Source organism: Comamonas sp. JNW, from assembly GCF_003105075.1.
Taxonomy (GTDB): domain Bacteria; phylum Pseudomonadota; class Gammaproteobacteria; order Burkholderiales; family Burkholderiaceae_C; genus Comamonas; species Comamonas squillarum.
Genome location: NZ_QETI01000002.1, coordinates 505,559 through 532,524, shown reverse-complemented (window position 1 = coordinate 532,524; position 26,966 = coordinate 505,559). Strand labels below are relative to the sequence as shown.

The following is a 26,966-nucleotide window of genomic DNA, read 5'->3' as shown; positions in this document are numbered from 1 at the left end:
TACAACAGCCCCGGCTCTTACGGGCCGCACAGCACAGGGGGAGCAGACCTGTCCAATCCGCCCATGTCGGCCCCCCCCTTGCTACTGCACTGCGGATTTACAGAGGAGAAATCGCGCATAAATGCATTTTTTTGCAAAGGTCGCTCGCAGCCCTCGCAGTCACCAAAGAGCCCCCCAATCACGGTGGGCCAAGTGCGGTGGAGAGGTACATAGCCCCCGGGAGCCGTCTCAACTCTGCTCCGTCTGACATATCTGACAGCGCCTTCTACCGTCAAATCAAGGCCTCGGCTTACAGCGGCGGTTACATCCTGGCATAGATTCGATGCCGATTTGGCAACAGCGCCATAGCCTTCAAACCTCAAGTAGATGCTTTATCTGGACCGCAACCCGGCTCAGTTGCCACCGCTGCGCCTTGGCCGGCCCGCGGTGGCTCATTGGCCTCAGTCGCCTGCCTGCACCATCTCGCCGTTCGGATCCGTCACCCGCATCACGGTGATGGCTGGGGCATCTTCGGCGTCTCCCACAATGCCGGAGCTGGCGCCATAGAAGCCTGCGACAAAACGGAAGGCCGGTGTGCCCGCAGGGCCAGTGCAGCGGAAGTTGTACTGGCGCAGCACTTCGGCGACACAGACATAGCCCGAGTCGGTATCGATGACCGAGTTCTCGTCGCGCTTTTGGAAGCGGAAGATCCGGCTTGGCATCGCATCCGTGGCAGACAGCACCGACCAGGATCCGCGCAGCGACTGGGCCGAGCCCTTGTTGACGCCATAGTAGAAACGCTCTATCTGCAACGGCTGCTCGCCGGGGAAGGCCAGCGTTCCCACCGAAGGCGCACTGAAGTGGATCGACTGGGTCGGTCCCGCTTCCGCCTTGAAGCGAGCACTCGCAGCCGGGCCACCAAAGTAACGCCCGCCCTGGTACTGCACTGTGGGCAGATCGGGGGTGTTGGGCTCTGGTGTGGTCGATGCGTCATGCGCGCCAAGCACACTGTGGAACGTCGCCTTGCCGTCGCTCTGGTAGTCGTACACCGACATGAACAACAGATGCTCCTCCTGGTTCAGCGGCTTTTGCAGCTCGATGGAAATACCGCGACCTGGCAGGCCCCGCAACTCGCTACTGACGACCCAGGTACCCGACTCAGGCAGGTAGCCTGGCGCGTAGTAGCTGGTGCGCACGCTCTGGTTGTCCTGCCAGGAGTAGGCAGCACGGGCCACGCGGAAGCCCACCAGGCGCCGGGTGTCTCCACCGCCCTCCTTCACCGTGCCGCTGAGCTGGTCAACACCACGCTGCATCGTCATCGCGATCACCGGCGCACCGTTAGCCCCCGCACGGTTGCCCGAGCAGTTGAACACCAGACCCCGGCCGCCGTAGCTGCATTGCGCCACCACATGGCCCGACAAGGTGCCGCCAAAGCCATGGACCGCCGTTGCCACGGTAGGTGGGTATGGCCAGCCCATCGCTGCTGCCGCCCAATCCTCGCTCATCGAGACCTGCTCGCTCGTGCCGATATCGGCCCACCAGCTGCGCACCGGTTGGTTGCTGCTGTTGAGCTCGACCATGGCCCAGCGGTCGACAAAGGCCGGATCGGAGAAGACACCAGCGGGCGTGCCCTCATAGTCAAAGCGGTGCATGGCCTTTACCGGCTCGCCCGGGAACTGGATCGTACCGGTGCTGCGGCTGGTGAAGGTGATGACCACATTGCCAGGGCTGCCGGCCGCATGGCCATCGCGTTGCTCGCTGCCAAAGTAGCGCCCGCCTTCGTAGAAGTACAGCGGAGCGGTCACTTTGTTGTCGCGCAAGGTGCCCAGTGCCGTGTGAAAGGTCGCCTCCCCCGACTGGCGGTAGTTGTAGACCTGCATGAACAGCACGCCGTCCTGGATGTCGATACCCATGCCGCGGCCTGGCTCGCCATTGAGCTCATCGCTGATGATCCAGGTACCGTTCTGGGGCGCAATCCGGGCAACGGGAGGCTCGGGCGGCTCGCCGCCAGAGCCCGTCGACTTCGAGACTTCGCGGGTGATGCTGCCCGTGTTGCCGGCTTGGTCCGTCTGCGATGCCGTCACGGCAACTGCTCCATCGGGCAGACCACGGACATCCATGCCCTCGGTCGCCCAGAGGCCACCCGTGCACGGCGCCGTTGCAGACACCGAGCCGACCTGCACATCCACATTGCTGCCGCCCACCGAGCAAGTGCCCGAGACGGAGTACGCCGATGCGTTGGCTGCCGTGATGGCAGGTGCCGACGTAATGGTCACCACGGGTGTAGTTACGCCAGTGCCCTTGTTGACTTGCACATTGGCCGACCCCACCAGGGCCCCCACCGTTTGCTGAGCCGTCACAGTGACCGTGCCGTCCTGCAAGCCACTGACATTCAACGCTGCGGTCATCCAACTGCCGCTGGTGCAGGGCACCGATGCGGACACCGAGCCGACCAGCACATCCACATTGGTACCGTTGACCGAGCAGGTTCCCGAGACGCTATAGGCCGACTGGTTGGCTGCCGTGATGTCCGCAGCCGAGGTAATCGTCACCACGGGTTGGACACCACCTGTGCTCTTGTTGGTCACCAGGCTGCCCGATCCCTGCAGGGCGCCAACCGTCTGCGCAACGGTCACCGTGACCGATCCATCGGGCAGACCACTGACATCCACCGCGGGGATGGTCCAGAGGTTTCCGGCGCATGGCGCCGATGACGACACCGAGCCGATCTGTACAGCCACCGTCGTACTGTTGACCGAGCAGCTGCCCGAGACGACATACGAGCCCTGGTTGGCAGCCGTGATGGCGGGAGCCGAAGTAACGGTCACCACCGGGACGACACCAGCGGTGTCCTTGAGGGTCACCAGGCTACCCGAGCCCAGCACACTGCCGACGGTCTGCGCCGCAGTTACGGTGACCGGTCCATCGGCCAGGCCAGTGACATCCAGACCAGCGGCGGACCAGTTGCCAGCCGCGCATGGCGCGCTTGCAGCCACCGAACCGACCTGAACCGCGACAGGGATGCCGTCGGCCGAGCAGCTGCCCGAGACGGTATACGACGCCTGGTTGGCTGCGGTAATGGCGGGTGCCGAGCTGACGGTCACCACTGGGGCGGCGCCTGCCGTCTCCTTGCTGGTCACCAAGCTGCCCGATCCCGTTTGACCACTGGCAGTTTGCGAGGCCATGACGGTGACTGCTCCATCAGGCAAGGCAGTGACATCAACAGCTGCTGTGGACCAGATGCCCGCATTGCACACTGCCGACGCCGATACCGAGCCGACCAGGACCGCCACGTTGCTGCCGCCCACCGAGCAAGAGCCCGAGACGGTATAGGCTGCCTGGTTGGCCAACGTGATCGCAGGTGCCGACGTCACGCTCACCACGGGTACGATTCCGGCCGCATCCTTGGTGGTCACCAGGCTGCCCGTGCCGGTTTGTGTGCCCAGCGTTTGCGAAACTGTCACGGTGACCGGGCCATCGGGCAAGGCACTGACGTCCACGGCCGTGCTCGACCAGATACCGGCATTGCACTGCGCCGATGCAGGAACCGAGCCGATTTGAACAGCCACCGCTGCGCCATTGACTGAGCAGGTACCCGAGACGGTGTAAGCCGATTGGTTCGCTGCCGTGATCGGCGGTGCCGAGACCACACCCACGGCGGGCGCAGCTCCGGCAGAGTCCTTGCTGATCACCAGGCTGACTGTTCCCGTCTGGCCACCGGCGTCTTGCGAGGCCTGCACCGTAATCTGTCCATCAGCCAGCCCACTGACATTGATGGGCTCGGTGGCCCAGATGCCATCGCTGCAGGTTGCCGATGCAGGTATCGAGCCGACGAGTACCGTCACCACTTCACCGTTGACCGAGCAGGTGCCCGAGACGGTATAGGCGGCCTCATTCAAGGCGGTGATTGCAGGCGCGGAGGTGATGACCACCACAGGAACAATCGCTGCAGTGGCCTTGGTGGTCTCCACGCTGTCCGACCCGGACAAGCCGCCAACGATTTGCTCCGCGGTCACGACGACCACCCCGTCAGGCAAGGCACTGACATTCAGACCCGACGCAGTCCAGGCTCCCGCGTCACAGGTCGCAGACGCTGGGACACTGCCGACCTGGACGGCGACACTGATGCCGCTCGCCGAGCAAGTGCCCGAGACCGTGTAGGACACCTGGTTGGCCAGCGTAATGGCGGGAGCAGAGCCAATGGTCACCACAGGCGCAGTAGCGGCCGCAGTCTTGTTGACCACCACACTGGCCGATCCCGAGCCGCCACTCACGGTCTGCGAGGCGGTCACCGTCACCAATCCATCCGGCAAGCCACTGACATCCAGCGGAGCCGTGGTCCAACTGCTGCCGTCGCATGCCACCGATGCGGCGATGGATACAACCTGAACCGCCACGTTGGTACCGGCCACCGAGCAGGTGCCCGAGACGGTGTAGGCCGCCTGGTTAGATACGGTAATGTCAGGTGGCAGGGTGATGGCCACCACGGGCACGATCCCCACCGGCTCCTTGTTGATCACCAGGCTCACCGATCCCGTTTGGCTACCCGCCGTTTGCGATGCCATGACCGTGACCGCGCCAGCGGGCAAGCCGCTCACGTCCATGCCAGCGGTAACCCAGGTACCGCTGCTGCAAGGCGCCGCTGCAGCGACCTGGCCCACCAGAACGGAGACATCCGTGCCGTTGACCGAGCAAGTGCCCGATACGACATAGGCCGACTGGTTGGCCGCCGTGATCGCCGCTGCCGAAGTGATGGACACCGACGGGGCAACGCCTGCCGTGTCCTTGGCGGTCACCAAACTGCCCGATCCCGTCAAACCACCGGCCGTTTGCGAGGCCGTCACCGTGACTGATCCATCGGGCAAACCACTGACATCCAGCCCTGCGCTGGTCCAGCTGCCGCCGCTGCATGGGGCCGAAGCCGCAACCGAGCCGACCAGTACCGCCACGTTGCTGCCATCCACCGTGCAGGTACCCGAGACGGTATAGGCAGACTGGTTGGCAGCCGTGATGGCCGGTGCCGAGCTGATGGCCACCACCGGCGCGATGCCGGCCGTGTCCTTGGCGGTCACCAGGCTGCCCGATCCGGTTTGGCCGTTCAGCGTCTGCGAAGCCGTCACCAGCACCATCTCATCGGGCAAGGCGCTGACATCCATCGCTGCGGTCGACCAGATGCCGCCGTTGCACACAGGCTGCGGCACCGCTGCAACGTCACCGACATGCACCGTTACCACCACGCCGTTTTCCGAGCAGGTGCCCGATACGGTATAGGCCGACTGGTTGGCCGCGGTGATCGCGGGCGCCGAGGTAATGGTGACCACCGGGGCGATTCCCTCGGAGTCCTTTCCAATCACCAAACTCCCCGAGCCCGTCAGGCCGCCCACCGTCTGCGAGGCAACGACCGAGACGGGTCCATTGGGCAAGCCACTGACATTGAGGCCTGCGGTGGACCAGATGCCGCCACTGCAGGGCGCCGAGCCAGCGACGGTGCCGACCAGCACATCAACACCCGTGCCGTTGACCGAGCAGGTGCCCGAGACGGTATAGGACAACTCGTTCGCTGCCGTGATCGCAGGCGCCGAGGTGATGCTCACCACAGGAGCGATGCTGGCCGAACTCTTGCTCGTCACCAGGCTGCCCGATCCCGTTCGGTCACCGACGGTTTGCGTGGCCGTGACCGTGACCGCGCCATCGGGCAAGCCACTGACATCCAGGCCTGCCGTGGCCCAGACACCGCCGTCGCACAGTGCCGTGGCAGCGATGGAGCCGACCAGAACGGCCACGTTGCTGCCGTTGGCCGAGCAGGTGCCCGAAACGACATAGGACGCCTGGTTGGAACCCGTGATGGCGGGAGCCGATGTGACGGCCACGGAAGGAGCGACTCCCGCCGTGTCCTTGGCGATCACCAGCGTGCCCGATCCGGTTTGGCCATTGGCGGTTTGCGAAGCGGTCACGGTGACCGCGCCATCCGGCAAAGCAGCGACATTCAGCGCCGGGGTGGTCCAGAGGCCGGCATCGCAGGTCGCCGATGCAGAGATGGAGCCGATCAGGACGTTGACGTTGGACCCGTTGACCGAGCAAGTGCCCGAGACGGTATAGGCTGCCTCGTTCAGCGCCGTGATGGCGGGTGCAGCGCTGATGGTCACCACCGGTGCGACACCCGCCGTGTCTTTGGCTGTCACCAGCGTGCCCGACCCCGTTTGCGCGCCTACCGTTTGCGAGGCGGAGACCAGCACCGGCCCATCCGCCAAGCCGCTGACATCGAGACCTGAGCTGGACCAGATGTTGCCCGTACAGGGCGCCGAAGCCGCCACGGAGCCGACCAGCACAGCGACATTCGTGCCATTGGCCGAGCAGGTGCCCGAGACGGTATAGGCGCCCTCATTGAGCGCCGTGATGGCGGGTGCCGAGCTAATGGTCACCACGGGGGCGTCCACCACCGTGTTCTTGCTGGTCTGCAGGCTGCCCGATCCCGTCTGGCCGCCCACCGTCTGCGACGCCGTCACCGTGACCGCGCCATCGAGCAGGCTACCGACATCCACCGCTGCGGTGGACCAGATGCCGCCGTTACAAGGCGCCGCAGCCGAGATGGAGCCGATCAGCACGGCCACGTTGGTGCCGCTGGCCGAACAGGTACCAGATACCGTGTAAGAGCTCTGGTTCACTGCCGTGATCGCGGGGGCCGAGGTCACCGCTACCACGGGCACGGCGCCCGTCACGTCCTTGCTGGTCACCAGGCTGGCCGATCCGGTTTGGCCGCCCAACGTTTGCGACGCCATGACCGTGACGGCCCCATTGGGCAAGCCACTGACATCCAGGCCGGCCGTGGACCAGCTGCCATTCGCACACAGCGCAGAGGCAGCGACCGAGCCCACCAGCACGGCCACGTTGCTGCCGTTGACCGAGCAGCTGCCCGAAACCGTATAGGCCGCCTGGTTGGCCAGCGTGATGGCGGGAGCCAGGCTGATGGTCACGACGGGGATAGCACCGGCCGAGTCCTTCGTGGTCCCCAGATTGCCCGATCCCGTTTGGTTACCAACGGTTTGCGACGCAGTGACCGTGACAGCCCCATTGGGCAAGGCCGTGACATCCAGGCCTGCGGCGGCCCAGATATTGCCAGTACAGGGCACCGTGGCATTGACAGTGTCGATGACGACGGAAACGTTGGTGCCGTTCACCGAACATGTGCCCGAGACGGTATAGGAGGCCTGGTTCGCTGCGGTGATCGCAGGTGCCGACGTAACGACCACCACGGGCAGAACCCCTGCGGCGTCCTTGCTGGTCGTCAAGCTGCCCGAGCCGAGCAGACCACTGACAGTTTGCGAGGCCATGACCGTGACCGCCCCATTGGGCACGGCTGTGACATTCAGGCCGGAGGCGGACCAGAGGCCGCCGCTGCACTGTGCCGATGCGGGCACTACCCCGACCAGGATGGAGACCGATGCACCATTGGCCGAGCAGGTGCCCGAGACGCTGTAGGACGCCTGGTTCGCTGCGGTGATAGGCGGCGCAGAGACGACCGTCACGACTGGCGGTTGCAAGACCGGGGCCGTGTTCTTGGTGGTGGACTGGCTCGACGAGCTGGTCGGCCCTGCGGGGCTCTGTGATGCCGTGAGCGTCACGGGACCATCGGCCAGCGCTGTGGTGTCCACCGAACCGGAATAGCTGCCAGTGGCAGAGCAAGGCAGCGACTGGCTCACGCCGGTGGGCGTAGAGCTGATGGCCACATTGCCACTGCCGGCGCTGCAGGTTCCGCTAACGGATATAGCCGCCTGGTTGCTGGTGGTAATCAACGGCAAGGGCGCCAGCGTGACCGTGGGCGCGCAATCGGACAGGGTTGCAGAGGAGTTGCCTACCACGACGGATGCACCGAGCAACCGCGCGCCCAGCGCAGAGGCGACCAGCTCCACACGCAGCGCATTGACGCTCAGTGTCTTGCCCTGGTTGCTCAGTATTTGCTCATTGGTGTGGAGGACGACCCCCACCATGGTTCCGAGCGTGGGCACGCCAATCGTCAGATTGGTTTGGGTATTTGCCGCCACACTCACCCCCACGAGCGATCCCGTCGCCCCGAGGATTTGTGCGCTGCCCTCTGGTTTGGGCACCCCGTTGTCGCACGACATCTTGGCTTGCGAACTGATGGTGTCAGCCCCCAGCGCCAGCCCCGCGAGCTTGAGGGCCAAGCCGTTGACGGAGGACGAAGACACCACACTGTTTTGCGCCAGCTTGCTTTGCGTGGCGGCGTTGAGCACGCCCGTACGCACGGTCAGCAAATTGCCTACGCCTGCAGCGACAGACGCACTGACGACCGAGGTGGGGGTATTGAAATCCGGTGGTGCCGTTTTCTGGCCGGTATCGGCAATCGGGACACCGAGTCCCACACCCACCACATCGGCGGTGACCTGCAGGCCATAGGCCCGGCCGGATCCGGCCGAGGCCGCCTGGACGGCGGAACTGCAGATGAGGGCCAGGCTCGCGAGCCCCCCGTAGAGCAGATGGCGGAGGGTCCTCTGCGCACCAATCGGGTTCATAGCGTCTCCTTGGGCACCAAGCCAGGACGCCAGGATAGGTGGGATCAATCCAGGCCATACCCCCCGGCGGTCGAGGACAGGTGCCGCTGATTACTCATGCAAACACAACGATTCACAAGGGCAACCGTACTGCGAACCTTTGGTAAATCTAAAATTAATTTATTGAAAGAATTTATAAGCGCAGCTAGTTCTGGTCTATAACCAAAGCGGGCTGCGCCAGCGGGTCAAACCGCCTGTGCGGGTTACCGCCCTCGCCCTCTTGAGCGACAGAATATGCCGTGCACTTCGGGTCTTTCTCCGCCAGAACTCAGAGGAGAAATATAGGATAAGTGCTCGTTTTTGTATGATTTTTTGTCGCGCAGACGTCAGACAAAAAAGCCCGCCAAAATGGCGGGCTGGGCAGAACCCCATCGCAAAATCACCAAGCGACTATTCATGCATTTTGACAACCTTGCCGGTGTCGTCCTGCATTTATTCAAGCATTTGACTTACAGCGATAGTTACATTTAGAAATATCGCTACTGACCGCCACGCACCATCGACAGGATCTTGGCGGTGTTCAGGCCGCTCGCGGTCTCCTGCATCTGCGCCTGGTAGCGCGACTGCAGCTGGCGGCCATCCTGCATCACATGCTGGTAGGCGTTCTTCAGCATGTCAGTCGACAGCTGGCGCCCGCCGGCGTAGTACTGGTTGGCGACATGGCCCAGCGCATAGGTGGAGGCAAAGCTCATGCCGCTGCTGACGGCCTGCCGGCCCAGGCCGCCGAGCAAGCCCTTGCCGGCCTTGCCCAGCAGGCCACCCAGCAGCTTGCGCCCCGCCTGCTCCAGGTACTGCGAGGTCAAGCCGACACCCAGCGCGCCCAGCAGGTCCTTGATGTGGCCCTTGTCCAGCTCGTAGCCATAGTTCTGCCCGATCTGGTAGACCAGGCGCATCTGCAGCGGAATGATCGCCAGCGTCGAGAGGTTCTCGGGCAGCAGCTCGATCGCACCGTTGAGAATCGAGGCCTTGAGGATCTTCTGGTCCATGGCCTCCACCGACAAGCTCGAGGGCCGGCGCTCGGCCTGCGCCGGCACCAGCGGGTCGGCCGCTGCCGGATGGGGCGCGGGCTCCGTCAGCGCCAGCGGGGTGTCGGGCAAGGCGGCGTTCAATGGCGCATCGACCAGGTTGCCGGCCAGCGCCTGCGCGGGCGGCGTGGCCAACGCTGCCGCTGCAGCCATCCCCGTCGCGGCAGCCACTGCAGGCGCTGCGGTAGGACCGGGCGCGGTGGGCGCCTGCCCTGCCGTACCAAAAGCCTCGCGCAGTTGCGCCAAAAAGGCCGCTTCCTTGGGGCTGGTGCTGCCATCGGCTTCGCAGACGCACAGCGCCATCTCATAGGCGAGCTGGCGCGCCTCGGTGGTCTGCAGTTGGGCCAGCACATCGCCCAATTGCACACGGCGCAGCAGCACATCCTGGTAGAGGTGGGGCAGGTTGATCTGCTGGTCGGCCGCCAGGCCCTCGGCCACCTGGCGGATCTGCTCGCGCTCGCGCTCGTGCTTCTCGCCATCGGCGAACGAGGCGAGCAGGCACAGGGTCAAAGTGGCACGAATTTCTTCAGTCGTCATGTATCAGGGCTCCGCGTTAAAAGTGCACAAAAGAACGCACTTGGAGCCCAGGGCGCGGTCCAGGTTCCGCTCCCTGGCTTGCCAGCGGCCACTCTGCGCTACCGTCCTACGCGATCGCCGCCGCCCACCTGCGCAATACCCGCCTGGGCCAACTCCTCGCGCAGCACCTGCAGCGCCTGCGCCTGGTGCAGCGCATCCATCTGCGCGTCGTGGTTGGCCACGCTGATGGCGGCCATGTGCGCGCTATGGGCGGTCTGGAACTCGATCGCCAGCCCCACGCCGGTGGCGCCCGAGGTGAGCAGGTTGAAGCTGAGCGCATGGCCGCGTTTGCGCGTCTGGCGCACCATGTCCATCAGCCGCTCCTGGCTGATGCCGGCGGCCTCGTAGTCCAGCCGGCGGCGCTGGTAGATCTGCTCCAGCTCGGCGTCGCGCAGGCTGGCGGCCAGCGCCAGGCTGGCCGTGCCCTGTCCCAGCAGGCGGATCTGCCCGGTCATCAGGCTGTGGGCATGCAGCACCGTGCTGCCCGGCTGCACATGCAGGCAGTGGGCAAAGTCGCCCACGCGGATGATCAGAAACACCGTGTCGCCGCTGCGCCGGGCCACGCTGACCATCACCGGGTGACAGACCTCGAAGATGGGCGGCTTGGCCATCGCCGCCAGCCCCGTCAGCATGGCTTCGACGCCTAAGCGGTAGCGGCCTGTGACTGCATCCTTGGCCGCATAGCCAGACTGGGCCAGCACCATCAGCAAGCGCCGTGCGGTCGAGCGGTCCAGCCCCGACTGCGCGGTCAACTCCGCAATCGACAGGCCTTGCACATGGTGGCGCGTGAGCAGCCGCAGCACCTTGACCAAGCGCGCAGGGCTTTGCGCCCCGGGAAAACCTGAGTTCATATCGTGAACATCCGTGCTGCCAGCTTTTGCCATCCCGGCACATCCCGTCTCATAGTTGCTCGGTACCTCTTGAGGTGCGCACAAGCTACGGCAGATCGCCGCTGCGCGCTGTCTCCCCCGTTATCTGGAAAACCCTATGAACGCCTACCGCCCTGTACATGCCCCGCACCTTGCCCCAGTTGTCGGCAGCGCCGGCTCGCCGCGCTGGACCCAGCGCCCCGCGCAATCGAACTGGGGCGACTTTGGCCCCGATGACCAGCTCGGCCGCCTGAACTACCTGACGGCGGACAAGGTCAAAGAAGCGGCGCAGGAGATACAGACCGGCGAGCGCTTTTGCCTGAGCCTGCCGCTGGACAAGCCCGGCGGCAATGCGCTCAACCCGCGCCGCCACCCGCCGATCATCAAGCCCTCGCGCCGCCCGCTGGGCCCAGGCCTGAACTTTGCGCTCTCGCGTGAGAACCCGAACTACACCGATGTGGTCAGCGACGACTATGCCGAGATTTACCTGCAGTACTCGACGCAGTGGGATGCGCTCTCGCACGTGGGCAGCCATTTCGACATCAATGGCGATGGCGTCGACGAGCTGGTCTACTACAACGGCTTCCAGGCCGGTATCGACATTCTGGCGCCCGATGACCTGCCGGACATGGGCGGCCAGTCCCGCGCCAAGGCGCTGGGTGTGGAGCGCCTGGCCGAGCAGGCCATCCAGGGCCGGGGCGTGCTGGTCAACCTGCGCCGCCACTTTGGCGACGGCCACACGCTCGTCTCGGGCAAGATGCTCAAGGAGGTGCTCAAGGCCGATGGCATCGAGGTGACCCGTGGCGACATCGTCGCGCTCTACACCGGCTTTAGCGAGCTGCTGCTCGCCTGCGATGGCCCGCCGAAGTCCGATATGCCCGAGACCGTCGGCGCGGTGCTCGACGGGCGTGATCCCGAGCTGCAGCAGTGGATCATCGACAGCCACATCACCACCTTGGTGGCCGACAACTACGGCATCGAATCGGTGCCCGGCCGGCCCGTCGATGGCAACTGCGCCTTTTTGCCACTGCATGAGCTGTGCCTGTTCAAGCTCGGCATGCCGTTTGGCGAGCTGTGGTACCTGCACCCGCTGGCGCAGTGGCTGCAGGCCCATGGCCGCTACCGCTTCATGCTCACGGCCCCTGCGTTGCGCCTGCCCGGCGCCGTGGGCTCGCCCGTCACCCCCGTGGCCACCGTCTAAAGGCCGACCTATGACCTCCCAAACTATGGCCAGCGCGCCCCCCAGCGCGCGGGCCAACGATGTGCGCAGCCTGCTGGCGCTGGGCGCGGACGATGCGCCCGCGCTGCAGTTTGGCGCCAGCACCCACAGCTATGCCCAGCTGCGCAGCCAGGTGCAGCAATGCGCCCACGGCCTGCGCCAGCAAGGCCTGGTGGCCGGCGATGTGCTGGGCCTGTGGCTGCCCAACACGCCGCACTGGCTGCTGCTGCACCTGGCCTGCGCCCAGCTGGGCATCACCAGCTTGAGCCTCAACCTCAAGCTGGGCGTCAAGGAGATCAGCCGCTTTATCGACCGCTCCGGCTGCAAGGCGCTGGCCTTTGACCGAGCCACCGCCAATGCGCTGGCCGTGATGAATGGCGCAGCCGCGAGTGCTGCCAGCCTGCTGCCCGGCAATAGCCTGGAGCAAATTCTGGCGCAGCAAGGCGGCAGCCTGCAGTGCCTGATCGATGCCAGCCTGAGCCCGGCTACCGCTGCCTCTGCCCCGCTGCAGGCCGGTGGCGGCGTGCTGCAGATCCAGCCCTGGCAGGCGCTGATGGCCGCAGCCGCAACAACGCCGCACAGCAGCAACTGCCAGGGCGCGCAGACCTGCATCATCCTGTCGTCCTCGGGCACCACCAGCCAGCCCAAGCTCATCGTGCACCGCCAGGCCAGCGTGGCCCAGCATGCACAGGATGTGGCACCCGGCTTTGGCATCGACAGCGGCTGCCGCAGCCTGCTGGCGCTGCCGCTGTGCGGGGCCTTTGGCTACACGGCGGCGATGGCCACCTTGGCAGCTGGCGCGTGCCTGGTGCTGCACGAGGTATTCGATACCGCACGTGCAGCGGCCTGCCTGCAGCGCGAGCCCATCACCCATATGTTTGGCACCAACGACATGGTCGACAAACTCATCGCCGAGCTGCCCTCGGGCTGGCAGCCGCAGGCGCTGCGCTTTTTTGGCCATGCCAATTTTGTGCCCGGGCTCGATGCGCTGCCCGCCCGTGCCTTGCAGTACGGCATACCGATGGTCGGCTGCTTTGGCATGAGCGAGACCTTTGCGCTGTTTGCCCACCAGGACCCGGCGGCGCCTCTGCCCCGGCGCGCCCAGTCCGGCGGTTTTCCGGTCTGCCCGCAGGCACGGGTGCGCGTGCGCAATCTGGAGACCGGCGCCATCGCCGAGGCGCAAGAGCCCGGTGAGCTGGAGTTCTACAGCCCCACCTTGATGCAGCAGTACCTGCACGACGCGCAGGCGACGCAGCAGGCCTTTACCGATGACGGCTATCTGCGCTCGGGCGATCTGGGCTACCTCAATGGCGATGGCGGCTTCACCCATATCTCGCGCCTGGGCGATGTGCTGCGCATCGGCGGCTTTTTGGTCAACCCGGCCGAGATTGAGGAGTCGGTGATGGCGCTTTGCGGGGCGAGCGCCTGTCAGGTGGTCGCGGTCAATGCCTCGGGCAGCTCGCGCCCGGTGGCCTTTGTGCTGGATCCCCGGGACAACGCCGACCAACGCTGGGACGAAGAGGCGATCAAGGCCCAGCTGCAGCAGCAGATTGCGCGCTACAAGGTGCCCATCCGTATCTTCCGGGTCGAGACCTTTCCCTACACCATGGGGCCCAATGGCAAGAAGGTCAAACGCAACGAGCTGCGCGACCTGGCCCACAGCCTGCTCGCCCAGGAGGCCAGCGCATGAAGCACAGCTGGACCCTGGCCGAGACGCCATTTTTTGACGACCGGCATGCCGAGGTCATCGCCCGGCTCAACGACTGGATCAGCCACAACCGTGCGCGCCTGGCCGATGAAACCCCACACGACCTGCATGCCGAATGCGCCCACTGGCTGCACAGCCTCGCCCAGCATGGCCTGCTGGAATATGCGGCGCCGGCAATGGCCGATGGTCTGCCGCCTGCGGTGGACCTGCGCGCCATCTGCCTGGTGCGCGAATGCCTGGGCTACTACGCGCCGCTGGCCGATTTTGTCTTCAGCATGCAGGGCATCGGCAGTGCTGCGCTATGGCAAAAGGGTGATGCGCAGCTGGTGGCGCCCTATGTGCAGGCCTGCAGCCAGGGCCGCAAGGTGGCAGCGTTTGCGCTGACCGAGCCCGATGGCGGCTCCGACGTGGCCGCCACCAAGACGCGGGCGGTGCTGCAGGGCGACCACTACCTGCTCGATGGCGCCAAGTCCTATATCTCCAACGGCGGCATCGCCGACTTCTATGTGGTCATCGCCCGCACCGAAGAGGCCAGGGGTGCAAGCGGCCTGTCGGCCTTGCTGGTCGATGCCGACACCCCGGGCCTCTACATCCACCGCGCCATCGACATCATCGCGCCCCACCCGCTCGCCGAGATCCATTTTGACGCGTGCAAAGTGCCTGCGGGCCGCCTGCTGGGCCAGCCGGGCGAAGGCTTCAAGGTGGCGATGGGCGTGCTCGATATCTTCCGCAGCTCGGTGGGGGCCGCCGCGCTGGGCATGGGCCAGCGCGCGCTCGATGAGACCCTGGCGCGGGTCAGCCAGCGCCAGCTCTATGGCCAGGCGATGGCCGAGATGCAGACCGTGCAGCACAAGCTGGCCGATATGGCGACGCAGCTGGAAGCCGCACGCCTGCTGGTGCACAAGGCCGCCTGGCTGCGCGATGTGCGTCAGCGCCGCATCAGCACCGAGGCGGCGATGGCCAAGATGCAGGGCACCGAGGCCGCCTTCCAGGTGGTCGATGCCGCCGTGCAGCTGTGGGGCGGCATGGGCATCACCTGCGGCAGCGTGGTCGAGCGCCTCTACCGCGAAGTGCGCCCTATGCGCATCTACGAAGGTGCGACCGAAGTGCAAAAGACCATCATCGGTCGACAACTATTGAAAGGCCAGGCATGACAGACAGCTCCCGCCAACCCCGCGTATTGGTGACCGGCGCCAGCCGGGGCATTGGCCGCGCCACGATGCGCTACCTCGCCGACAAGGGCTACCAGACGATTGGCCTGGCCCGCAGCATCCCCGCCGACGCGCGGCCCGATGAGCAGTTCATCGCCTGTGACCTGATGGACCTGGAAGGCACGCGGGCGCTGGTCAGCGACCTGGCCGCGCAGGCGCCGTTCTATGGCCTGGTCAACAACGCGGCGCTCGCCCACACCACCGACCTGGCCCACACCAGCGTAGCCGACATGAACGAGGCCATGGCGCTGAACGTGAACGCCTGCCTGGTCTGCATGCAGGCGCTGCTGCCGGGCATGCGCCAGGCGCGCGCGGGCCGGGTCGTCAATATCTCCTCGCGCGCAGCGCTGGGCAAGCCCAACCGCACCGCCTACAGCGCCACCAAGGCCGCCGTCATCGGCATGAGCCGCACCTGGGCGCTGGAGCTGGCCCCGGACCAGATAACGGTCAATGTGATTGCCCCCGGGCCCGTCGCCACCGAGCTGTTCAATACCGCCAGTCCGCCCGGCGCGCCGCAGACCGAGGCGTTGCTCGCCGCCGTGCCGCTACAGCGGGTGTCCGAGCCGGTGGAGATCGCCCATGCCATCGACTTCTTGCTGCACCCGCTGGCGGGCTACATCACCGGCCAGACCTTGCACATCGACGGAGGGCTCACGATCAGCGCAACCCGGCTATAGCTTTCTCAAAAGGGGCCTCTGGACACGGCAACACCACAAAAAGGACACGGAGACAATGCCATGAACGACCAACTTTCCCCAACCCAAACACCCGCCAACCGGGACCGGCGACGCTGGCTGCTGCGCAATGCAGCCTGGGGCGCAGCCAGCCTGCTGGCCGGCCAGCACGCCTGGGCGCAGAGCCCCTACCCGTCGCGCCCGGTGCGGTTGGTCGTGCCCTTTGCCGCCGGCGGCGCCACCGATGTGCTCGGCCGCCTGCTGGCCAAGGCGCTGGAGCCGGGCCTGGGCCAGCCGGTGGTGGTCGACAACAAGGTGGGCGCAGCCGGCGCCATCGGCGCGACCCAGGTGGCCCATGCCGAACCCGATGGCTACAACGTGCTGATGGGCGGCGTGGGCACCAATATCGTGCTCGAGCACACGATGCCCGACCTGGGCTACCGGCCGCAGCGCGACTTTGCGGCGGTGGCCTCGATCTGCAATGTGGACTATGTGCTCGTGGTGGCGCAAGACAGCCCCTACCAGACCCTGGGCGAGCTGCTGGCCGATGCGAAGAAGACACCGGGCAAGCTGCGCTATATGTCCACCGGGCCGCTGGGCCCGCTGCATGTGGCGATGGAGTACCTGGGGAAGCTCTGTGGCGCGCAAATGATCCATGCGCCCTACAAGGGCGAGGCCCCGGCCCTGCCGGACCTGCTGCAGCAGCGCGTGGACATGGGCATGATGACGGCGCTCTTTACCCGCCCCCAGGTGCAGTCGGGCAAGCTGCGCGTGCTGGCCACCTTGAGCGCGCAGCGCATGGCTTCCTGGCCCGAGATCCCCACCGTCGCCGAGCTGGGCTACCCCGGCTATGCCGCGCCGATCTGGAACGGCTTTTTTGTGCCGCGCAAGACCAGTGCCCAGGTTGTAGAGCGCCTGGGCCGCACCACCGTGGCCCAGCTGCAGGCGCCTGAGCTCAAGAACCTGCTGGAAAAGCAAGGCGTCTCGGTCACCGCCCAGGGCCCTGAGGCCTATGAAAAATTCTTGCAGGCCGAGCGCCTGCGCTGGCAGCACATGATCCGCGAATCCCAGGTACTGACAACAAGCTGAACAGGAGACACCACCATGATGCGTATTTCTCACCTCCCCGCGCTGCGCGCACCCGTCAAACCGCTGGGCCTGGCCGCAGCGCTGCTGTGCCTATCATTGAGCGCCATCGCGCAATCGGGCCCGCCGGTGCGCATCGGCCTGATCGTTGACCAGTCGGGCGTCTACTCGGCCATCACCGGCAAGGGCAGCATCACCGCTGCCCAGATGGCGCTCGATGAGGCCGGCGGCCAGGTGCTGGGCCGCAAGGTCGAGCTGCTGACCTTTGACCACCAGAGCAAGGCCGACTCGGCAGCGGCCAAGGCGCGCGAATGGTATGACAACGGCGTCGACGCGATCCAGGACGTGGGCGGCTCCGCGGCCGCGCTCGCGGTGCTCAACATCGCCAAGGAAAAAGGCAAGGTGCTGGTGATGAGCGGCCCGGCCAGCGACCGCATCACCGGTGACATGTGTGGCCCCACCGTCGCGCACTGGGCCTACAACTCGTACGCGCTGGCCAATACCGTGGGCAAGGCGGCGGCCGAGAAGATCGGCAAGCAGTGGTACTTTCTGACAGCCGACTACTCGGGCGGCTATGACATCGTCAAGGCCACCACCCAGGCCATTGCCACCGTGGGCGGCAAGGTGATCGGCGAGACCCGGCACCCGCTCAATGGCTCGGACTTTTCATCGGCCGTGGTGCAGGCCCAGGCCAGCAAGGCCGATGTGATCGGCCTGGCCAACTTCGGCAATGACCTGGTCAACTCGATCAAGGCTGCGCGCGAATTCGGCATCACCCCCGAGAGCAAGCAAAAGCTCGCCTCGCTGCTGATGTACATCAACGATGTGCATTCGGTGGGCCTGCGCACTGCGCAGGGCATGCTGCTGTCCGAGGCCTTCTACTGGGACATGAATGACGAGACGCGCGCGTTCTCGAAGAAGTACTTCGCCAAGGTCAACGCCATGCCCAATATGAGCCAGATGGGCGCCTACTCTTCGGTCAAGCACTACCTGAAGGCCGTGGAGGCGGCCGGCAGTACGGACGCCAAGGCGGTGATGGCCAAGATGCGCGAGATGCCCATCAACGATGTCTTCACCAAGAACGGCCGTCTGCGCGAGGACGGCATGATGGTGCACGACATGTACTTGTTCCAGGTCAAGTCGCCGCAGGAGTCCAAGGCACCTTGGGACTACTACAAGGTCATCAGCACGGTGCCGGCCGACAAGGCCTTCCTGCCGCTGTCCGAATCGGCCTGCCCGCTGGTCAAGAAGTAGGCGGCAGCAACATGCCCCACAGCGAAACCCAGAACCAGCTTTTCAGCCCACTGCAGCTGCGCGATGTGGTGATCAAGAACCGCATCGTCGCCGCCCCCATGTGGCAGTACCAGGGCCGCCACGGCCAGGTGCAGGACTGGCATCTGATGCACCTGGGGCGCCTGGCCGCCGGCGGCAGCGGCCTGGTGTTCCAGGAAGGCACCGGTGTGGAGCGGCGCGGCTGCGGCACCTTGGGCGATATAGGGCTGTGGCAGGACGACATGGTCGCGCCCTTGCAGCGCATTGTGCAGCTGATGCGCGACTGCGGCACCACACCGGGCATCCAGCTGATGCATGCCGGCCGAAAGGCCCGGCAACTGACACCCGCACAGGGCCGGGGGCCCCTGCCCTACCAGCCGGACATCGCCGACTGGGATGCCTGGATGCCGATGGGCCCAAGCGCCATCCCGGCGGGCAAGGGCCTCGAAACGCCGCTGCCCATGTCGCTGCAGCAGATCCAGCAGGTGGTGGAGGCCTTTGCCGCTGCGGCCCGCCGCGCCGCGCAGGCGGGCTACCAGGTGCTGGAGCTGCATGCCGGCCATGGCTACCTGCTGCACAGCTTTCTGTCACCGCTGGCCAACCAGCGCGGCGATGCCTGGGGCGGCAGCCTGGACAACCGCTGCCGGCTGCTGCTGACCGTCGTCGATGCGGTGCGCGCCGTGTGGCCAGCAGCCCTGCCCCTCTTTGTGCGCCTGTCTTGCACCGACGGCGCGCCCGGTGGCTGGACGCTGGAGGACAGCATCGCGCTGGTCAAACGCCTGCTGCCGCTGGGTGTCGATGTGATCGACTGCTCCTCGGGCGGCATTGCCGGCTCGCCGCTGCGCAGCGGCCAATCTGCCAGCTATGGCTACCAGGTCGAACTGGCATCGGCCATCCAGGCTGCCACCGGCGCGCGCACGATGGCCGTGGGCCTGATCGTGCATGCGCAGCAGGCCGAGGCCATTTTGCGCAACGGCCATGCGGACCTGGTGGCGCTGGCACGTGAGCTGATTTACAACCCGAACTGGCCGATGGATGCGGCGCAAAAGCTGCAGGATGCGCAGGACTTCCAGATGCTGACAAAGAACGAGGCATTCTGGCTGGAGCGGCGCAAGGCGACCACACCAGATCTGCAGCCCTCCACCTTTGTGCGCTGAGGGTGTTGGCGGCGCCGGCTTGCGCAATGCCACAATGCGTCGATGCGCCTGTCCTCCACCGCCCTCCCCTTGGCATTGCTTGCGCTACTGGCCAGCGCCGGTTGCAAGCAAATCCCCTACGCGCCGCTGCCCGCCCCGCCGACCGGCATCCGCTATGAGCCCGGCGCCAACAGCGCCGGCATTGCGCGCATGTCGGAATCTGAGCTGCTGCGCCAAAAGCGCCTGGCGCAGGCGGGCGACAAGCGCGCCGCCCTCAATGTCTACCAGCACCTGCGCTCCGTAAACAACGATGACGCCCAGGCGCGGGACTGGCTGGTGCTGGCCGCAGATCTGGGCGATGGCGCCGCCGCCTACAACCTGGCGCAAATCGCCATCTACACCCATGACGCTGCCGGCGCACGGTTCTGGGCCCAACGGTCCAAGGCGGCGGGCTATGCGAACGCGGGCGCGCTGCTGCAATCGCTGGAGGAGCAAGACTAATGCGCTCAGCGGCTTGCTACCGGCGGCAGCCGGGCCAGCTCGGCCGTGAGGGCCCGCACATCGGCCAGCGCACGGCTCTTGTCTGCCGGTGCCGCACTGCCGGCTGAACCGCCCAGCGCCTGCGAGAAGCTCTGCAGCACCTGCTGGGCCTTTTTCAGCTCGGTCTCCAGGATCAGGAGGCGCTCGTCCTGGCCAAAATCTGCGCCTTCACGCGGGCGCGGGCCTTGCGACGGGGTGAGCGCTGGGGCGGGTGCGGATGCGGCCGTGCGCAAGGTGCGGCGTGCTGGCGGTGCAGCGGCGGCTGCGGCCTTGCAGCCGGGTCCGGCGGCAGCGGCACCGCCCAGAATGTATTCAACGCCCTCGCTCTTGCACACCGTCTGCGCCCAGGCCGGGGCGCCGCCCAGTGCTACCAGCAGCAGCGCGGCCGCAGCAGCCAGTGACCTATCAAGGCGCCGCATCGAATGGATTGGGAACATTCTCCACCCCCATCGGATTGGCCCAGATCGCGGGGCAAAAAGCATTGCGCAGGCCCACCACATCCTTGAGACCATCCATGGCTGCATTGCCCACATGGGCGGTCACCCACTGCGCTCCGTTACGGATATTACCGACCAGATCCGGCACCAGGGTGGCGTAGTCGCCCAGCCCACTGTTGCCGTCGGCCACGTCCCATTTGAAGCTGGCATTGAGGTCCGAGGTATCGCGCGCCGGCCCAAAGGCATAGAACGGATGCCAGTACAGCGAGGACTGCATGCCCACCGAGGCTTCCTGCGTGAGCGGAAAGCGGTCGCTCGCCAGAAAGAAGGCATCGATGGCCGAGAGGTCAGTGGCTTCGGCACCGAGCACATCGTCGCCGGTGGTCAGCACCGAGCCGATGTGCTTGGAGACATAGCGGTAGCCCTGCATGGCCTTGATGATGATGGGCCCGGCAATCGGCACGCTGAGCTTGTAGCCATAGTGCACGCGCAGGTGCAGGATATTGGTCTCGCCCAAGGTCTTGTTGGAGACCGCGCCGCGCAGCCGCGTGTCTTCCAGGTTCGGGGTGTCGCCGTTGTAGGTGTCGGTGGCACCCGTGCGGGCATCGCGCTCATAAGGCAGCGGCTTGCGGTAGCGCAGGCTGTCGTTGGGGATGCGCACGATGCCGCGCGACTCGCCATAGTTCTCCACCATGGCCCAGTCCAAAAAGGTGTTCTGCGTGGGGTTGACGTACTCGATACAGCTGCCCTGGATCAGGTCGGTGTTGGCATTGACCCAGCCCTTGAGCAGGCCAGAGACGCTGGACTCTGCCACATAGAGCGGCATCATGCCACGCACAAAGCCCTGCCAGACGCTGCCCTTGGTGAGCGCCGATTTGACATTGCCCAGGCTCACATCGGCCAGCATGCCCTTCTTGGCCAGCGGAATGCGCAGGTCATAGGGCAGCGGCAGCGCATTGTTGAGCGAGCCCACGCGCGCGGCCTCGTTGGCGGCGTACTGTAAGGTGAGCCTGGCGCGGTAGATCAGCGCAAACTGGATCAGCGACAGCGTGAACACCAGTACCACCGGCAGCGCGATCAAGGTCTCGGTCATCGACACCCCGCGTTGCCGCGCTGGCTTGGCTTTCTTCAAGAACATGGCAAAGCTCCTTCAACACAGTTGCAGCCGCTGGCCCGGCGCCAGGCCCAGGCGCGCGGCCTCGCCGCTGCGCAGCTCCAGCACGCGCTTGGCACCCCGGCACCAGGCCATGCGCCAAGGCGCCAGGCCCGCGCTGATGCGCAGCACCTGCTGCTGCGCATCGACAAACACCACATCGATCGCATAGCGCATGAAGCAGGTGTGCACGGCCGCGCAGCGGTCGAACACCAGCGCCTCGCCGCTGGCCGGTGGCGGGCGAAAAATGAGGCCAAAGGCGCGCTCGGAAAAGCGCCGGGCCAGCTGTACTTTGACTGCGGGCATGCCCGGCCCTTTCATTTCAAGGTCTGGTACATCTGCACCGCGAGTGGAAAAAAGATCACCATGAAGGTGACCGGAAAGATAAAGATCACCAGTGGGCCGAGCATCTTCACGGGCGCTTCCATCGCCAGCTTCTCGGCATGCTGGAAGCGCTCGGTACGGCGCTGCTCGGAGATGGCGACCAGGGTATCGGTGACGCTGGCACCCAGCGATTCGGCCTGCGTCAGGTTGGAGACCAGGCCGCGCACATGCTTGTTGTCCATGCGCTCGGCCATGGCGTTGAAGGCATCCATACGGCTCATGCCGGTGCGCATCTCGCGCAGCAGGCGCTCAAGCTCCTCATGCATCGCACCGCTGGGGCCTTTTTGCACCGCCTGCGAGATCGCGGCCGTCAAACCCAGCCCCGCCTGGCAGCACAGGGTGATCAGGTCGAGGTAGCCGGGCAAGGTGCGCAGCACTTCCTTGTCGCGGCGCTTCTTGCGGTCATTGACCCAGATCGCCGGCAGCATCCAGCCCAGCAGCAGGCCTGCCAGGCAGGCCAGGCGCACCCACTGGCCATCGATCTTCAGCGCCATCGCAGCGCCGGTGAAGGCCAGCCCCACCAATGCCATCGAGATCACACGCACGGCGATGATCTCCTCGGCCTTGAGCACATACTCCAGGCCAGCCAGCTGCAGCTTGCGCTTCCAGCGCAGCAGGCTGGAGGTGGGCGCAATCTCCGAGACATGGAACTGCAGCACGTTGACCGCTGGCCAGATGAGGCGAATGCCCCAGGGCAGCGGGTCCATGTGCTCGCGCACCGATGGCCGGGCCTTGCGCACGATGGCGACGAAGTACAGCAAGATGATGCCGGCCATCACAGCGGATAGAAAAATGGCGGCAAGCAGAATGGCGTTTTTCATGGCTCAGATGTCGATGGCGACAATTTTCTTGATGGACATATAGCCCAAGGTGAGCATCACGACCATCACGGCCAGCACCCCCCAGCCGATGGGCGTGACAAACAGCAGGTGCATGGTCGGCTGCATCAGGTACAGAATGCCGCCCAGCACCACCGGGAACATGGTCATCACCAGCCCCTGGATGCGGCCCTGGGCCGTGAGCGCCTTGATGCGTCCCTCCAGCATCGCTTTCTTGCGCAGGGTCTCGGCCAGCAGCTGCAGGGGCTCCGACAGGTTGCCGCCCACTTCCTTGGCCACGCGCAAGGCCACCACCACCAGCAGAAAATCCGGAATCTGGATGCGCCGCGACATGTTCTGCACCGCGTCGTCAAACGACAGGCCAATGCGCTGCTCCTTGAGCACGATCGCGAACTCATCGCCCAGCGGGCCTTTTTGGTCACGCACCAGAATCTGCAGCGCCACCGACAGCGCACTGCCCGCGCGCAATGCGCTGGCAATGAAGAGCAAGGCGTCGGGCAGCTCGGCCTCGATGCGCTCGCGCCGCTTCTTGCGCTGCCAGGCAAACCAGCGCGCTGGCAGAAAGTACACGGCGCCGCAGACCACCACCACCAGCAACCAGTTGCGCGCAATCAGGTAGGTGATGATGCCGGCCACGACCACCATGGCCACATGGCCGGTCGCCAGGGTCAGCGCCTTTTGCGCATGGAACTCCGAGATGCCCAGAATCCGGAGGCCACGGCCGCGCAGGTAGACATTGGACTTGTCGCGCCACTCCCCCATGCGGCTGTAGACCAGCCAGCCCGAGAGCACCACAAAGCCGGCGGCGGCCAGCAAAAAGCCGAGGAACTGCCAGTTCTTCATGCCGGCTCTCCCTGGAAGAACAATTCCTCCATGTTCACCGGCACGCCGTGCTCAACCAGCTTGGCAACAAAGTCCGGGATCACCCCGGTCGCCTCAAAGCGGCCCTGGGTGCGGAACTCGGCATCCAGCCCGGTCTTGCGGAAGACAAAAATATCCTGCATCTGGATCACGCCATCGGTGCAGTTGAGCACCTCGGTGATCTGGGTGATCTTGCGGCTGCCGCAGGGAAAGCGGGTGAGCTGCACCATCAGGTGGATGGCCGAGGCGATCTGCTCGCGGATCGCGGTAACAGGGATGTTCATGCCCGCCATGGTCACCAGCACCTCCATACGGGCTGCCGCATCGCGCGGCGAGTTCGCGTGCAAGGTGGTGAGCGAGCCATCGTGGCCGGTGTTCATCGCCTGCAGCATGTCCAGCGCCTCGCCGCTTCGGCACTCACCGACGACGATGCGGTCCGGGCGCATCCGCAGCGAGTTCTTGACCAGGTCGCGGATCGACACCGCGCCCTTGCCTTCGACGTTGGCCGGGCGTGCTTCGAGCGATACCAGGTTGGGCTGGTTCAGCGAGAGTTCGGCGGCATCCTCCACCGTCAGGATGCGCTCGTCGTTGGGGATGAAGTTGGACATCATGTTCAGCAAGGTGGTCTTGCCGGTGCCGGTACCGCCCGAGACCACGATGTTGAGCTTGTTCTCGACCGCCAGCTGCAGGAAATCGACCATGGCCTGCGAGATCGACTGGTACTGCACCATGCCCTCGGCGCCCATGCGCTTCTTCGGAAACTTACGGATGGTGATGCTGGGGCCGCGAATCGCCAGCGGCGGGATGATGGCGTTCACCCGCGAGCCGTCTTTGAGGCGCGCATCGACCATTGGCGAGCTCTCGTCAATACGCCGGCCCAGCGGCGTCACGATGCGCTCGATGGCGCCATTGACCGCCAGATCGCTGGTGAAGGACACATCGGTGCGCTCCAGCCGGCCGCGCCGCTCGATCCAGATCTCGTCAAAACGGTTGACCATCACTTCGGTCACCGAATCGTCCTGCAGCAGCACTTCCAGCGGGCCCAGGCCAATGGCCTCGTCGAGCAGCTGCTGGCTCAGCTCGGCCCGGTCAATGGTCTCGGGCAGGTTGGGCGTGTCGCGGATGATCTCCGCAATCAGCGCGCGCACGTTGGAGCGCAGCTCATCGTCCTTCATCTTGATGGTGTCGATGCGGCGCGCTTCCAATTGCTCGAGCAACTGGCGGTGCAGCAGGCGGCGCCACTGCAGCATCGGGTCCTCGGGGCGCGGCTCGTTGCGCGTGGGGCGTTGGTGCTCCAGCGCGGGCTGCGCTGTCTGGCCCGGGCTGTGCGCTTCTTCGCGCTGCCCGCCCAGTTTGTCATCGAGCACAACGATGATCGAATGCCCGCCGACCACCACTTCCTCGCCCCCTCGGCAGGGGCCATAGCGGGTCACGCGCTCGTTGTTGACCCAGGTGCCAAACAGGCTCCCCCGGTCTTCGATGAAGACGTCGCCGTCATGCAGCATCACCACCGCATGGTCGCGCGCCACGTTCCAGCCGGTCAGGTGCAAGGAGCGGTCGCTGGATTTGCCGATGGTGAAGGTCTCGGCGCCGAGCTCGAACTCCTGCGCCTTCTGGCGGGGCGAATTGACTAGTAACTTATGCACGGTCTTCTCCGGGATCAGCGGCCGCAGCCATCAGTTGTGCGAATAGCTCTCGGGGTCCAGACCCCGCTCGGGCAGGGGCGGCTCGGCCTTTTTGGAGTTGCGGTAGAGGTCTTCGGTCAGGTCGGTAAAGCCGTTGGAGATCTGCTCTTCCATCTGCTGCGTGCGCTCCAGGCGGGGGCGCGAATCGCGCGCGGTCACCACACGCGGGGTGATGAACACCACGGTCTCGATCTGGGTGTCGCTGTCGTTGTTGTTCTTGAAGGCCCAGCCCAGTACCGGCACATTGCGCAGGCCCGGCAGACCATCGGTGGCGCGCGAGGACTGGCGGCTGAGCAGGCCCGAGAGGATGATGGTGTCGCCGTCATCGACATTGAACTCGCTCTCGGTACGGCGCGTCAGCAGCCCCGGGATGCCATCGACCGAGACCGACTGGTCGATGTTGCTGACCTCGGCCAGGATCGAGCCGGAGATGTTGCCCGCGCCATCGGCCATCGGCTTGACATGCAGGCGCAGGCCATAGGGCTTGTAGTTGACCGATCCGGTGCCCAGCGCACTCATCGCGGGCAAGGGGATTTCACCGCCCGAGAGGAAGCGCGCCTCGCCGCCGCTGCGGGTGGTGAGCTTGGGCGATGCCAACAGCATCGCATTGCCGCGCTGCACCTGCAAGTTGATGGCCGAGGTCAGCGCCGTGCTCAGGCCAAAGTAGTAGCGCGCCTTGCGCCGGCGCTGGTCCAAAAAGCCCTGGCCGTAGCCGCTGTCCATGTTCAGAAAGGGCGAGTTCTCCGGCAGGATGCGGTAGCCGCCGTTGGAGGCGATATCGGAGAACAGGCCAAAGTTGAAGCCACCACCCGTGGTGTCCCACTTCATGCCCAGGTCGTCCAGCGCCGAGCGCGAGAACTCGACAATGCGCACATCCATCTCGATCATGCGGTCCACACGCAGGCGCTCGGAGGTGGCGAAGGACACCACGGCCGGGCCGTACATGCGCGCAATCTCCCGCAGCCGCGAGACCGCCGCCGGGTCAAGGTTGGCGCCATCAAGGATGATCTTCTCGCCCACGCGGGAGACGCTCACACCGGTGATACCGGCGGTCAGCATCGATATCTCACTTTCGATGCGGTCCAGATCGACCACATTGACGCGCGCCTTGAGGCTGCTGACCTGGCCGTCCTTGCGCCAGATATGGACCGTGCTTTCGCCGGCGTCCAGCGCCGTCAGCAGCAGGCTCTTCTGGTCCACCACCCGCGCCTCCATCACCTTGCCGTTGCCGACGGCCACCCGCACGACGTCGCGCAGCTCGATCAAGGTCATCTGCCCCACATAGAGCGACAGCGACGTGGGCAGGTGCTTGATGACCAAGGGCTGCACACCGCCGATGCCCGATACATCAGAGGCGGGCTGGGTGTTGACGCTGACAGTGGGCAAGGTGCGAAAGCCCGGCGATGCGGAAGGCGCCGCGCCCCCCTCGGTATCGCGGGCGAAATCACTGCCATCGCCGTCACGCTGCTCGGCCTCGGCCTGCAGCGACGCGCGCTGCGCGGCGCGAAGCATATCGCCCAGTGCGCCGCCCGCAGTGGGCGAGCTGGTGCCCGTGGAGGCCTGCGCGGCCAGCAACGGGGCCATGGGCAAGGCCAGGGCGAGCGCAACGCAGGCCCTTGCCCCCAAGGTCGGGACGGCTGGGCGGGGACGAGGCATACAGATCATCGAGGAATTCATGGTCTACCAACTCTATGGAGCGAATGGCGCAGCGTGGCCGGGGAGGAATGCAGGACGGGGTGGGA

At 65.6% G+C, this 26,966-nt stretch carries 18 protein-coding genes; 8 read left to right on the top strand and 10 right to left on the bottom strand.

What is annotated here, in order from left to right; all coding sequences use genetic code 11:
- Positions 1-440: 440 nt before the first annotated feature.
- From DCO45_RS05455 to DCO45_RS05445, 3 genes are all read right to left on the bottom strand, one after another.
- A complete protein-coding gene (locus DCO45_RS05455; protein WP_116924846.1) occupies positions 441-8,510 on the bottom strand; it encodes a hypothetical protein in 8,070 nt (2,689 codons plus the stop codon).
- A 518-nt stretch (positions 8,511-9,028) separates the two neighbouring features.
- A complete protein-coding gene (locus DCO45_RS05450; RefSeq protein WP_116924845.1) occupies positions 9,029-10,111 on the bottom strand; it encodes a TerB family tellurite resistance protein in 1,083 nt (360 codons plus the stop codon).
- A gap of 98 nt (positions 10,112-10,209) precedes the next feature.
- The gene (locus tag DCO45_RS05445; RefSeq protein WP_116924844.1) at positions 10,210-11,001 is read right to left on the bottom strand and encodes an IclR family transcriptional regulator; all 792 of its coding nucleotides are present in this window, start codon (positions 10,999-11,001) and stop codon (positions 10,210-10,212) included.
- Positions 11,002-11,137: 136 nt separating this feature from the next.
- Here DCO45_RS05445 and DCO45_RS05440 point away from each other — a divergent pair, with 136 nt between their 5' ends.
- From DCO45_RS05440 to DCO45_RS05405, 8 genes are read left to right on the top strand one after another with little or no spacing between them, the layout of a single operon-like run.
- The gene (locus DCO45_RS05440) at positions 11,138-12,220 is read left to right on the top strand and encodes a cyclase family protein (RefSeq protein ID WP_116924843.1); all 1,083 of its coding nucleotides are present in this window, start codon (positions 11,138-11,140) and stop codon (positions 12,218-12,220) included.
- A gap of 10 nt (positions 12,221-12,230) precedes the next feature.
- Positions 12,231-13,928 carry an AMP-binding protein gene (locus tag DCO45_RS05435; RefSeq protein ID WP_116924842.1) on the top strand — a complete coding sequence of 566 codons (1,698 nt, stop codon included), beginning with the start codon at positions 12,231-12,233 and terminating at the stop codon, positions 13,926-13,928.
- A complete protein-coding gene (locus DCO45_RS05430; protein WP_116924841.1) occupies positions 13,925-15,100 on the top strand; it encodes an acyl-CoA dehydrogenase family protein in 1,176 nt (391 codons plus the stop codon). The genes DCO45_RS05435 and DCO45_RS05430 overlap by 4 nt, the downstream gene beginning before the upstream one ends.
- On the top strand, positions 15,097-15,834 hold the full coding sequence (locus DCO45_RS05425; RefSeq protein ID WP_116924840.1) for an SDR family oxidoreductase: 738 nt from the start codon (positions 15,097-15,099) through the stop codon (positions 15,832-15,834). The genes DCO45_RS05430 and DCO45_RS05425 overlap by 4 nt, the downstream gene beginning before the upstream one ends.
- Positions 15,835-15,894: 60 nt before the next feature.
- The gene (locus DCO45_RS05420; RefSeq protein ID WP_116924839.1) at positions 15,895-16,920 is read left to right on the top strand and encodes a tripartite tricarboxylate transporter substrate binding protein; all 1,026 of its coding nucleotides are present in this window, start codon (positions 15,895-15,897) and stop codon (positions 16,918-16,920) included.
- Between the two features lie 18 nt (positions 16,921-16,938).
- Positions 16,939-18,171 (top strand): ABC transporter substrate-binding protein, encoded by a 1,233-nt coding sequence (locus DCO45_RS05415; protein WP_116924935.1) that lies wholly within the window; start codon positions 16,939-16,941, stop codon positions 18,169-18,171.
- Positions 18,172-18,182: 11 nt separating this feature from the next.
- Positions 18,183-19,346: an NADH:flavin oxidoreductase/NADH oxidase gene (locus DCO45_RS05410; protein ID WP_116924838.1), complete on the top strand. Its 1,164-nt coding sequence runs from the start codon at positions 18,183-18,185 to the stop codon at positions 19,344-19,346.
- A 42-nt stretch (positions 19,347-19,388) separates the two neighbouring features.
- Complete coding sequence (locus DCO45_RS05405; RefSeq protein ID WP_116924837.1) at positions 19,389-19,826, top strand: hypothetical protein; 438 nt, start codon at positions 19,389-19,391, stop codon at positions 19,824-19,826.
- Between the two features lie 5 nt (positions 19,827-19,831).
- Here DCO45_RS05405 and DCO45_RS05400 read toward each other — a convergent pair whose 3' ends face one another.
- From DCO45_RS05400 to DCO45_RS05370, 7 genes are read right to left on the bottom strand one after another with little or no spacing between them, the layout of a single operon-like run.
- Complete coding sequence (locus DCO45_RS05400) at positions 19,832-20,302, bottom strand: hypothetical protein (protein ID WP_133248074.1); 471 nt, start codon at positions 20,300-20,302, stop codon at positions 19,832-19,834.
- The gene (locus tag DCO45_RS05395; protein ID WP_116924835.1) at positions 20,271-21,440 is read right to left on the bottom strand and encodes a TadE family protein; all 1,170 of its coding nucleotides are present in this window, start codon (positions 21,438-21,440) and stop codon (positions 20,271-20,273) included. Before DCO45_RS05395 ends, DCO45_RS05400 begins: the two co-directional genes overlap by 32 nt.
- A 12-nt stretch (positions 21,441-21,452) precedes the next feature.
- Complete coding sequence (locus tag DCO45_RS05390; RefSeq protein ID WP_243419251.1) at positions 21,453-21,761, bottom strand: DUF192 domain-containing protein; 309 nt, start codon at positions 21,759-21,761, stop codon at positions 21,453-21,455.
- An 11-nt stretch (positions 21,762-21,772) separates the two neighbouring features.
- On the bottom strand, positions 21,773-22,660 hold the full coding sequence (locus DCO45_RS05385; RefSeq protein WP_116924833.1) for a type II secretion system F family protein: 888 nt from the start codon (positions 22,658-22,660) through the stop codon (positions 21,773-21,775).
- Positions 22,661-22,663: 3 nt separating this feature from the next.
- Positions 22,664-23,521: a type II secretion system F family protein gene (locus tag DCO45_RS05380; protein ID WP_116924832.1), complete on the bottom strand. Its 858-nt coding sequence runs from the start codon at positions 23,519-23,521 to the stop codon at positions 22,664-22,666.
- A complete protein-coding gene (locus DCO45_RS05375) occupies positions 23,518-25,185 on the bottom strand; it encodes an ATPase, T2SS/T4P/T4SS family (protein WP_116924831.1) in 1,668 nt (555 codons plus the stop codon). Before DCO45_RS05375 ends, DCO45_RS05380 begins: the two co-directional genes overlap by 4 nt.
- 30 nt (positions 25,186-25,215) lie before the next feature.
- Positions 25,216-26,880 carry a pilus assembly protein N-terminal domain-containing protein gene (locus tag DCO45_RS05370; RefSeq protein WP_243419250.1) on the bottom strand — a complete coding sequence of 555 codons (1,665 nt, stop codon included), beginning with the start codon at positions 26,878-26,880 and terminating at the stop codon, positions 25,216-25,218.
- Between the last annotated feature and the right edge of the window lie 86 nt (positions 26,881-26,966).